The organism is Micromonospora sp. NBRC 107095 (genome assembly GCF_030269705.1).
GTDB lineage: Bacteria > Actinomycetota > Actinomycetes > Mycobacteriales > Micromonosporaceae > Micromonospora > Micromonospora parva.
This window is the reverse complement of the sequence record NZ_BSTU01000004.1, coordinates 386,356-396,003: the sequence shown is the minus strand read 5'-3', so window position 1 is coordinate 396,003 and position 9,648 is coordinate 386,356. Positions and strand designations below refer to the sequence as shown.

Sequence of the window (9,648 nt, the reverse complement as noted above, 5' to 3'; positions counted from 1 at the left end):
ACGGCGCGTACCGGGACGCGAGCGGCTGAGGTCTACGCCCCAACGCCGTGATCAATTGCGTCAGACTGCATTGACGTTCTTGACACGCTCCGGATAGGACGGTTAACATCACCGAAACCTTGTTAGCGCTAACAGCAGCCCGTCGCTGATCCTCGCTCGCTGGGCGAGACCGAGCTCATGAGCGTGCGCGCTGAGCGCCCAGCCGGTCGAGCGGACCCGCCTTCTCCTCACCCTTCTCGCCCATTCGAAGGGTGCCTCACACCAGCAACGGACCACGTTGAAGTCGGTTGTCCGGAAAATCGGGCGACGGCGTTTGTTGTTAGCGTTATCACGACCAGAAGGAAGGTGGGACCTGATGGTTATCGAGAGGGCCGCCGGGAAGCGACGTCGAGGGTTGGCGGCAATTGGCCTCGCTCTCCTGGTGGGAATCGGGGTGGGTCAACTGGCACCGATCGTGCCGGCCTCGGCGGAGAAGCCCGTGCCGCCGGCGCCGCCGGGCGTCGGACCGCAGACCCCGTCCGCCAAGGTGCCACTGGCCGGTGTCGACATGGCCCAGACGTACGTCAACCCGATCAACCTGCCGGGGATGGCGGTGCGCAACATCGTAGGGACGATGCCACCTACCGATGCGAACGTCGCGAACACGTCGCAGATCCCGGCCAGCCTGAACCTGGAGACGTGGACGGCAGCGTCCGGGCGGACGCTGGCGAGCCGATCCACTGTCGGCTTCAGCAGGATCTCGGAGAACTCGGCCCGGACCGGGGCGGACTGGTCCGCGCTGAACGTCGACGGGACCATCTACCTCTACGCATCAGGTGCCATGCAGAACGCACCGAACAACAATCGCACCGTCTGGTCCACCACCGACTACCTCACGTGGACACCCCACCAGATGAACCTGGGCCTGGTCGCGCCGACAGTCGTCCAGCTCGGCGACACGTTCTACATGGCCGGCAACAACACGCCGGTCTATCAGGCCGACTCGCCCACCGGGCCGTGGACCAGCATGGGGAACTTCCTGCGCCCGAACGGTCAGACGCTGAGCGTCGGCGACGTGCAGTTCTTCCCGGACACCGACGGTCGGCTGTATCTGACGTACAACATCGGATCACCGATCATGGGCGCCGAACTCGACCCGAACAATCCTCGCCAGCTCATCAGCGACCCGGTCGTGCTCTGGACTTTCGACCCGCGCCAGGAGTGGCAGCACATCGGTGACAACAAGGCCACCTACACACACGGGTACGTGGAGGGTTCGCAGCTGTTCAAGGTGGGCGACACCTACTACCTCTCCGTCGCGTCCGGCGGCACGGAGTTCACCACGTACGCGACCGGCGTGATGACCTCAAACAAACCGCTTTCCGGATTCAAGGTCACCCAGCAGAACCCGATCGGCTACGGAAACAACCACCCGAGTGCGGTGTACCCGAACGCCGGGCACGGCAGCTTCGTCCTCGACAACTCCGGAAACCTGGTGTTCTTCTACACCTATGTCATCGCCTACGAGGAGTTCTTCGAGCGGCGACTGGGCATGGACGTCTGCACCGTGATTCCCGCCGGTCCGAAACGGGGAGCAATTGACTGCGAGTTGTCCAACACGCCGCAACTGGCCCCGGGGAAGAAGATCTCGGGCCGGGACGACGTCGGGCTCTACAACGTGGCCACCAACAGCCAGGCGTACTGGGCAAGCAGTTACGCGGCCGGGCGTAACCCGTACTACGGAGGGGACCGTTCCCTCTCCACCTGGTGGGAGCCGGCGGACAGCGACACTGCACCCACGTACATCAGGGGTTTCGGAACCGTCTTCCACATCTCCGCCGCGCAGATCCAGTGGAAGGAGCTCGGACGCGCGTTCACCAGTGACAACGCGGTGCGGTACACGCTGGAGTACAAGGACATCCCCACCAACACGTGGCGGTCCCTGGTCGACAGGAGTACGAACACCACCGCGTACACGGCTGACTACGTCACCTTCGACCGGGTGCTGACGAACGCGGTCAGGCTGAAGGTCCTGGGCACGACCGAGAACGTCAAGGTCGGCGTCCACGAACTCAACGTGTTCGGCGAGAACTACAACCTGGTCGTCTCGAAGGGCATGATCACTCCGTAGTCACGGGGGAGCGGGCGGGATCCACTGATCCCGCCCGCTCCTTTCTGTGCCGCCCTTCAGCGCGTCGCGGATGCCTGGGCTGGCTACCGCACCGTCAACCTCTGGTGGTTGCCGGCGTGGGGCCGGTAGGTCGGGTTGCCGGAGTAGGCGACGTGGACCCGGTACGACCCGCGCCGCAGACCAGCGGTCGGCAACTCGACGACGGCCTTACCGTCCGCCAGCGGCACGACCTGCACGGTGCCGCCGAAGGTGACGGTGACCTCGCCGGTCGGGGTCGGAGCGTTCTTCTTGGGCCCGCCCGCCGGCCCCACGCTCACGTTCAGCGTGAACGTGTCCCCCCGGACGACCGAGGCCGGCGAGGCCTTCGCATGGACCTTGACGGCGGCCGGGCCGGAGGGCACCTCGAACGACGCCGTAGCCTCCGACGCCTTGAGGTAGTCGAAGCCGAGGTACTCGGCCTTGACCGTCCGGGCACCCGCAGGCAGGCCCGTCGGCAGAGTGACAGTGGCCGCGCCGTCGCTCAGGTGGGCGAGCGTCGACCACGCGCCGACGCTGAGCCGCACCTGACCGCCGGTCTCGAACCCGTCGGCCGCCGTGACGGTCACGGTGGCCGTGGTCGCCTGGGCCCCGCTCGCGTACGGCTGGACAGCCACCTCGGTGGTGGTCGTGACGTCGCTGTTCGGGATCCCGCGGATGTCGTTCCACTCGCGCACGGTCAACGGGATCACGGTGCCGTGCCGCGGACGGACGACACCCGCGTTGGTCATCGTGATCGCCTTGGCGTTCCAGGTCGGCGCCTCGATGTTCTCGTGGCACGCGGCCTGGTATCCACCGCCGTTCGTGTACCGGTCACCCCAGAGGTAGAACTGGCCGGGGCAGGCGGTGTCACCGGGGTTGGCCTTGAAGATGACCGGTCCCTCGTACCCCTGGTTGGCGACCCACGTCGTGCGCCCCAGCGCCGGCGCGACCAACGTCCAGTTGTCGATGTCGCTGTCCAGGAAGTCGGTGTGCTTCTCCGAGAAGATGTCCGAACCCTGGTTGCCGGCCTCGTTCTTGGTCACGCGGTAGTAGTTGTCGCCGACCCGGATCGCTGTCGTGTCGATCCGCGACAGCGGGGCCGGGTTCTGCCAGACCTGGGGAGCGGAGAACGTCCGGAAGTCCCGCGTCGTGGCGTACCACATCTGCGCGTTGCCCTGACCCGTGCGGTTCACCGGGTCGCTCCACAGCGACTGGGCCCAGAACACGACGTAGGCGCCGATCTCCTCGACCCACAACGACTCCGGCGCGAAAGCGTTGCCCGCGTTGTCGGGCGCGACCTTCACGTGCCGCTGAGGGGTCCAGTTCACCAGGTCGTGCGACTCGAACACCTCGATGTACTGGGTGTCGTTGATGGCGTATCCGCCCTGGTCGTACCAGTTCAGGTCGGTGGCGATCATGTAGAACGTGTCGCCGTCGGGTGAGCGGACGATGTGCGGGTCACGAAGACCCTGGTCGCCCAGCTGCGAGATGAGCGACGGCCGACCCCCGGTCAGGCCGGTCCAGTCCAGCGCGGTGTTCCCGTTGGATGTCGCGAACATGATCTGCTCGCCGTCGGCGATCCCCTCACCCTTGAAGTACCCCATGAAGTACCGCTCGTACTCCTCGGAGCGCGGCATGGCGACGACCCGCACCGGGAACGACTTCGTCTGCGAGGCCGTGCCCCTGGTGATGGTCGCCGTCAGGGTGGCGGCAACATCCTCGCGGCCGAAGGCCGGGCGGGTGACCGCGCCCGTCGGGGTGACCAGGTCGGTGGTCGACCTCCAGGTGATGGTGGAGCCGAACTCGCCCCTGGCGGCAAGGTCGAGGTTCCCGCGTACGTCGTTGGTGGTGTTCAGGGCCAGGTCGAAGGTGTCCCGGTCGACCGCCTGCGCATCGTCGAACTCGGCCTTCACCACGACGGGGATGTCCCGCGTGCTGACCTCCTGGGCGCCCTTGCGGACCGTCGCCGTGAGCGTGGCTGTCGCGTCCGGCTGCCCCTGCGCGGGCCGGGTGATCCTGCCGGTCACCGCGACCTTGCGGGCGCTGGCGACGGCCGGCGGGGTGTGGACCGCGACGACCGAGGGGTCGGAGCTGGTCCACGTGATGGTCGAGCCCGCCACGGAGCCCACCTTCGGCAGCGTGATGTCACGGACGATCGCACTGGTCAGACCGAGGTCGATGGCGTCGGCGTCGGCGCGGACGCCGTCGGAGACGGTCCGTTCCGCGAGGGCGAGCGTCTCGTCGGGACTCACCGCCCGGTCGTACACCCGGAAGTCTCGGATCGTCCCGCGGAACGAATAGTGGCCCGACGTCTGCGAGCGACCGAGGAAATTGCAGTTCGTCCCCGCAGCGTTCACCGAGGGCGGCGTGGTCAGGTTCGTCGACGTCGCGTGCAGCACGCCGTCGAGGTAGAGCCTGCCGGTCCAGCTCGTACCGGTCGGGTTCAGTGACTGGGTGAAGGTGACGTGCGTCCACGCTCCCTCCAGCATGCGGACCCGGTTCTGTTGCAGGTTCGCCGAACCCACCGCCACGCGGAACCGCTGGGTGTTCGACGCGAAGATCGAGCCCTCGGCGCCGGTGTCGACGTCGCATGAGCCGGACTTGCGACCAAACCCCCACATCTGGTGCTCGCCGACGTTCGCCGGGTCAACCCACACGTCATAGTCGACGGTGAGGTTGGACATGCCGGCGGTGATGTCGTTCGGCAGCTTCACGTACGCGCCGTCGAGGGCGCTCTCGTAGGAGTCGGGGTTGAACCTGACTCCCTCGCCGGTCAGGGTCGCCTTCTCGGGGTTCACCAGTGTGGCGTTCGCCGCCGAGCCCGCGCTACCCGAGTTGACCAACGTCGTCCCACTGGTCTCGTCGAGCGCGAAATGGTGCACCAGACCGTCGTCGAGTTGCTCCTCGGCAGCGTGCGCGGGCACCGCCGCGAACGAGACCGAGAGCAGCGCACCCAGTGCCAGGACCGCGACACCTCTACCTCTCCGACTCATCCCGAGACGTGGCCTTCGCTGTCGCAGTCTCAATGGACCCTCCTTGAGCGGTGGATGGCTCCCTCTGATGTGGACGGGGGTTGTTAACGCTAACTACGCTGTGCTGCCGGGTCAACGCAGCACGTTGCGGCCCGGCCCCACTCGGGGTCGGCCTCATTCAGAGCGACGAGGTGACCATCCCGCGCCAGAGACGACGACCGAGGGTCAGGGCAGCGGCTGACCGGCGGCCAGGCCGTCCTCGTCGCCGCGTTCGGCCAGTTCGCGCGACACCGGTGCGGGGGGTGCCAGCCGCGCCGCAGGCGGCAGCGGCGAGGCATCCGGGTCGGCGCGAAATGCCTGGATGGCGAGCGCGGCGAAGCGCCGGGAGGCGGTGACCCTGGCGGCCGGCGAGGGCGCGTGGATACCGCTGTTGGCCATGAGTACGAGGATGACGTCGTCCAGGGCGAAGTCGGGGCGCAGACGGCCGGCTTCCTTCGCCCGGCGGGCCAGCTCGGCGATCGACCGGAGAGCGTATTCGCGGCGCGCGTCGAAATCCACGGCATTGGGAAACGTCGAGATCAAAGCCGCGGTAAAACCCCCATCGCGGGCGTTCAGTTCACACATCTTCTCAATGACGAGACAGAAACCGTGCCACGGATCCGGGTCGGCGAGACCCTCGTCGACGACGGCGCGGCAGGCGTACATCTGCTCTGCGAAGGCCTCGGTGACCAGCATCTCCTTGGTCGGGAACCGGCGGTACAGGGTGGCCGGCGCCACCCCGGCACGCCGTGCGACCTCCCGGATCGGCACGTCCAGACCGGCAACGGCGAAGACCGCGCGGGCGGCGTCGAGGATGCGCTCGCGGTTGTCCAGAGCGTCGGAGCGAAGGGTGTGAGACAAACGAGCGGTCACTGCTCTCACTTTAGCGAGGTGGACGGCGGAGGCGCGTTAGCGTCCCCGCACATGAGGGCTCTGCAATTTTCCCAGTACGGTCCCGCGAGTGTGCTCACGGTCTCGGAGGCACCGGAACCGCACCCCGGACCCGGGCAGATCCGGGTGGCGGTTCGGGCATCGGGTGTCAATCCGGCGGACACGTACGTCCGCGCCGGCCGATTCCAGGAATGGATTCCGCTCCGGCTGCCCCACGTGCCCGGCGTCGACGCGGCCGGGGTGGTGGACGAGATCGGTGACGGGGTGACCACGGTTCGGCCAGGCGACGAGGTGTTCGGGATCACCGACTACGCCCAGATGGGCGGAGCGAACGCCGAATACGCCGTCCTGGCCGCGTGGGCACCGAAGCCGGCCGCCCTGAGCTGGGAGCAGGCGGGCGGCGCGGCCGGCAACATCGAGACGGCCACGCGGGTGCTCGACCTCCTGGGCGTGGGGGATGGCACCACGCTGTTGATCGAGGGTGCGGCCGGCGGGGTCGGTACGACGGTGATCCAACTCGCTGTCGCTCGTGGCGCGACCGTCATCGGCACGGCCAGCGACCGCAACCAGGGCTTCCTCGCCTCGCTCGGTGCCATCCCGACCACCTACGGCTCCGGGCTGGCCGGGCGGGTCGATGCGCTGCTGCCCGGCGGAGTGGATGCGGTGCTCGACTGTGCCGGCTCTGGCTCGATACCTGACCTGGTGAGCCTGGTCTCCGGCCCGGACCGGGTGGTGAGCATCGCGGACATCAACGCCCCGGCGTACGGCGTGCACCTGTCGCGCGGCTCTGGTCCCGGCGCGGACTCACCGTCGCTCGAAGGGATCGCCGCCGCCGGCGACCTCGCCGAGCGGGGCCGCTTCACGGTGCCGGTCGCAGCCGTCTTCTCCCTGAAGGAAGCGGCCGCCGCCCACGAGTTGAGTGAGTCCCGCCACGCGCGAGGAAAGATCGTGCTGAAGCCGTAGCGCGCCCGACCGCCCGCCGTGGGGCGGGCGGTTCCGGCGTTCCGCCACTCGATGTGAATCCATCAAATCCACTTGATGCATCGCTTCGGCCTGAGGTACCTTCCGGTCATGGTGCTGTCGGGTCACGCCGCCCCGGCGTTCGTGCGTCTCGCCGCCCATCCGCTGCGGTGGAGACTGCTGACCGCGCTCGCGGCCAGCGACTACCGGGTCCGGGAACTGGTGACGCTCGTCGACGAGCCACAGAACCTGGTCTCGTACCACCTGCGGCTGCTGCGCGACGGCGGGCTGGTCACCACCACACGCAGCAGCTTCGACGGCCGCGACAGCTACTACCACCTGGACCTGGAGCGCTGCGCCGAGGCGCTGACCGAAACCGGCAGCGCGCTGCACCCGGCGCTGCGCCGAGAGGCCCTCGTGCCCCACCCGGACCTGCGGCGCGTACCCCGCCTTGGCGTGCTGTTCGTCTGCACCGGCAACAGCGCCCGCTCAGCGATCGCCGAGGCCCTGCTCCGGCAGCACACCCGTGGTCACGTCAGCGTGGCCAGCGCCGGCAGCCACCCCAGGCCGCACCTGCACCCCAACGCCGTACGGGTGGTGCGCGAGGATTTCAGCCTCGACATCACCGACCAGCGCCCTCGGCACTGGGACACGCTGACCGGTCGCCGGTTCGACTACGTCATCAGCCTGTGCGACAAGGCCCGCGAGGCCTGCCCCGACTTCCCGGGCCACCCCCGCAGAGTGCACTGGAGCATCCCCGACCCCGCTACTGCCGGCGACACCGACCAGGTCAGCTACCCCGCCTTCCAGCGTGTCGCGACCGACATCGACACCCGCGTCAGACACCTGCTGCCTGCCCTCAACGCCACCCGGACCTAACGGAGAGATGCCGCCATGACAGCGACCGAGCAGCATGCCAGCGTCCGTTACATCGTCGATGACGTCCAAGCGGCCATCGACTTCTACACCACCCACCTCGGCTTCACAGTGCACACCAGCGCCGTGCCCGCCTTCGCCGACGTCGTACGCGGCCCGCTGCGGCTGCTGCTGTCGGGGCCGGCCAGCTCCGGTGCCCGCGCCACCCCCGACGACGCCGCGGACGCCGGGCGCAACCGCATCCATCTCACCGTCGACGATCTGGATGCGGAGATCGACCGACTCCGCGGCGGAGGCGTGTCGTTCCGCAGCGACGTGGTCGCCGGCCCCGGCGGGCGCCAGATCCTGCTCGCCGACCCCGCCGCCAACCTCATCGAACTGTTCCAGCCCGCCCACCGTCCCGCCGCACAATGACCGCGCTAGCGGCTGTGGGGCCGGATGTTGTGGTTGAGGTGGAACACGTTGTGCGGGTCCCAGACCGTCTTCAGTGCGGTGAGCTTGGCGAGCTTGGCGGCCGGGTACGCGCGGCGTACCCCGCGTTGCCCCTCGTCGGCGGCGAGTGAGTTGACGTAGACGCCGTCGGCGTACGGGCCCAGTGCCGCTGCGGCACTGCGCGCCGCTGCCATCCGTACGTCGTCTTCGGACGGCTCGGTCCAGCGGGAGCCGGCGCCGAATTCGAACGCGGTACCGCGGTGACTGAACGCCGCGTCGGCATCCGCGATGTCAGCGATCGCGCCACCGTGCGCCTGCAGGCCGACGCCGGGCAGGTGGGCGCCGGCGTGCAGGTCTGCCGCACCGCGCAGAAGGAACGCCTCGATCGCGGCGGTGGGGAACTGCCGCAGGTAGTGCGCGCTGGAGTACCGGCGGTAGGCGTGGCCGCCGACGGTGTCGTCGCGGTGCTGCAACTGAAGGTATGACGGGGTGGTGACCCGCTCAGCGACCGGGCGCCCGAGCGCGCGCATCGCCGGCAGCAACCGGAGACCGGGTGCCGGGTCGCCGACCCACACGAAGCCGACGGCGGCGATGGGGCCGCTGGCCGTGCCGTGGACATCAGCGGTGAAGGTCGCCTGTCGTGGCGCGACGGCGTTGAGGTCCCGCCAGCCTTCGAGTACCGGGACGGCGTCCTCGGCGCGGAAGTCGAACTCGGCCACCAGGGTCTGCGTACCGATGTGGTGCAGTTGGAAGTCGAAGTCGGTGACGATGCCGAAGTTGCCGCCCCCGCCGCGCAGGCCCCAGTAGAGGTCGGGGTTCTCGGTTCGGCTCGCGGTGACCACCTTCCCGTCCGCGGTGACCATCGTGTAGGAGACGACGTTGTCGCAGGCCAAACCGTGCTGGCGGGCGAGCCAGCCCATGCCGCCGCCGAGGGTCAGGCCGCCGACCCCGGTGTGCGAGACGTTGCCGGCAGTCGTGGCGAGGCCGTACGGCTGCGACGCCCGGTCGAGTGCGCCGAGCAGCGCGCCGCCCTGAACCCGGGCGCGTCGACGGATGGGGTCGACCCGAACGCCGTTCAACGCGGTCAGGTCGATCATGAGGCCGTTCGCGGGGACGGCGAAGCCGGCCACGTTGTGCCCGCCGCAGCGTACGCCGATCTCCAGGTCGAGGTCGCGGGCCAGGCGCACCGCGGCCACCACGTCGGTGACGCTCGCGGCCTGCACGATCATCCGCGGTCGCCGGTCGATCATGGCGTTCCAGACGGTGCGGGCCGCGTCGTAACCCGGATCACCGGGGGTGAGGACGCGGCCGTCGAAGCGGGGACCGGTCGTTGTCGTCATGCGTCTGAGC

7 protein-coding genes are annotated in these 9,648 nt (G+C 68.7%); 4 read left to right on the top strand and 3 right to left on the bottom strand.

Annotation, left to right across the window (positions count from 1 at the left end; genetic code table 11):
• The first annotated feature begins 355 nt into the window (after positions 1–355).
• Entirely contained in the window at positions 356–2,110 is a 1,755-nt protein-coding gene (locus QSK15_RS21765) for a family 43 glycosylhydrolase (protein ID WP_285796007.1), read from the top strand.
• A gap of 83 nt (positions 2,111–2,193) precedes the next feature.
• On the opposite strand, the gene QSK15_RS21760 is transcribed toward QSK15_RS21765, so the two are convergent.
• Both QSK15_RS21760 and QSK15_RS21755 read right to left on the bottom strand, forming a co-directional pair.
• Entirely contained in the window at positions 2,194–5,121 is a 2,928-nt protein-coding gene (locus tag QSK15_RS21760; protein ID WP_285796006.1) for an immunoglobulin-like domain-containing protein, read from the bottom strand.
• Positions 5,122–5,325: 204 nt separating this feature from the next.
• Complete coding sequence (locus QSK15_RS21755; protein ID WP_285796005.1) at positions 5,326–6,012, bottom strand: TetR/AcrR family transcriptional regulator; 687 nt, start codon at positions 6,010–6,012, stop codon at positions 5,326–5,328.
• Positions 6,013–6,063: 51 nt separating this feature from the next.
• Here QSK15_RS21755 and QSK15_RS21750 point away from each other — a divergent pair, with 51 nt between their 5' ends.
• The 3 genes from QSK15_RS21750 to QSK15_RS21740 all read left to right on the top strand — a co-directional run bounded on the left by QSK15_RS21750 (position 6,064) and on the right by QSK15_RS21740 (position 8,280).
• The gene (locus QSK15_RS21750; protein WP_352232198.1) at positions 6,064–6,993 is read left to right on the top strand and encodes an NADP-dependent oxidoreductase; all 930 of its coding nucleotides are present in this window, start codon (positions 6,064–6,066) and stop codon (positions 6,991–6,993) included.
• A gap of 108 nt (positions 6,994–7,101) precedes the next feature.
• On the top strand, positions 7,102–7,869 hold the full coding sequence (locus tag QSK15_RS21745) for an arsenate reductase/protein-tyrosine-phosphatase family protein (RefSeq protein WP_285796003.1): 768 nt from the start codon (positions 7,102–7,104) through the stop codon (positions 7,867–7,869).
• Between the two features lie 15 nt (positions 7,870–7,884).
• A complete protein-coding gene (locus tag QSK15_RS21740) occupies positions 7,885–8,280 on the top strand; it encodes a VOC family protein (RefSeq protein ID WP_285796002.1) in 396 nt (131 codons plus the stop codon).
• Between the two features lie 5 nt (positions 8,281–8,285).
• Here the strand turns inward: QSK15_RS21740 and QSK15_RS21735 are convergent, their stop codons facing one another.
• Positions 8,286–9,638 carry an FAD-binding oxidoreductase gene (locus QSK15_RS21735; RefSeq protein WP_285796001.1) on the bottom strand — a complete coding sequence of 451 codons (1,353 nt, stop codon included), beginning with the start codon at positions 9,636–9,638 and terminating at the stop codon, positions 8,286–8,288.
• Positions 9,639–9,648 lie beyond the last annotated feature (10 nt).

Bases quoted from the DNA above. Each gene is read 5' to 3' on its own strand.
- QSK15_RS21765 (WP_285796007.1), top strand. From the start codon at position 356: ATGGTTATCGAGAGGGCCGCCGGGAAGCGACGTCGAGGGTTGGCGGCA.
- QSK15_RS21760 (WP_285796006.1), bottom strand. From the start codon at position 5,121: ATGAGTCGGAGAGGTAGAGGTGTCGCGGTCCTGGCACTGGGTGCGCTG.
- QSK15_RS21750 (WP_352232198.1), top strand. From the start codon at position 6,064: ATGAGGGCTCTGCAATTTTCCCAGTACGGTCCCGCGAGTGTGCTCACG.
- QSK15_RS21745 (WP_285796003.1), top strand. From the start codon at position 7,102: ATGGTGCTGTCGGGTCACGCCGCCCCGGCGTTCGTGCGTCTCGCCGCC.
- QSK15_RS21740 (WP_285796002.1), top strand. From the start codon at position 7,885: ATGACAGCGACCGAGCAGCATGCCAGCGTCCGTTACATCGTCGATGAC.
- QSK15_RS21735 (WP_285796001.1), bottom strand. From the start codon at position 9,638: ATGACGACAACGACCGGTCCCCGCTTCGACGGCCGCGTCCTCACCCCC.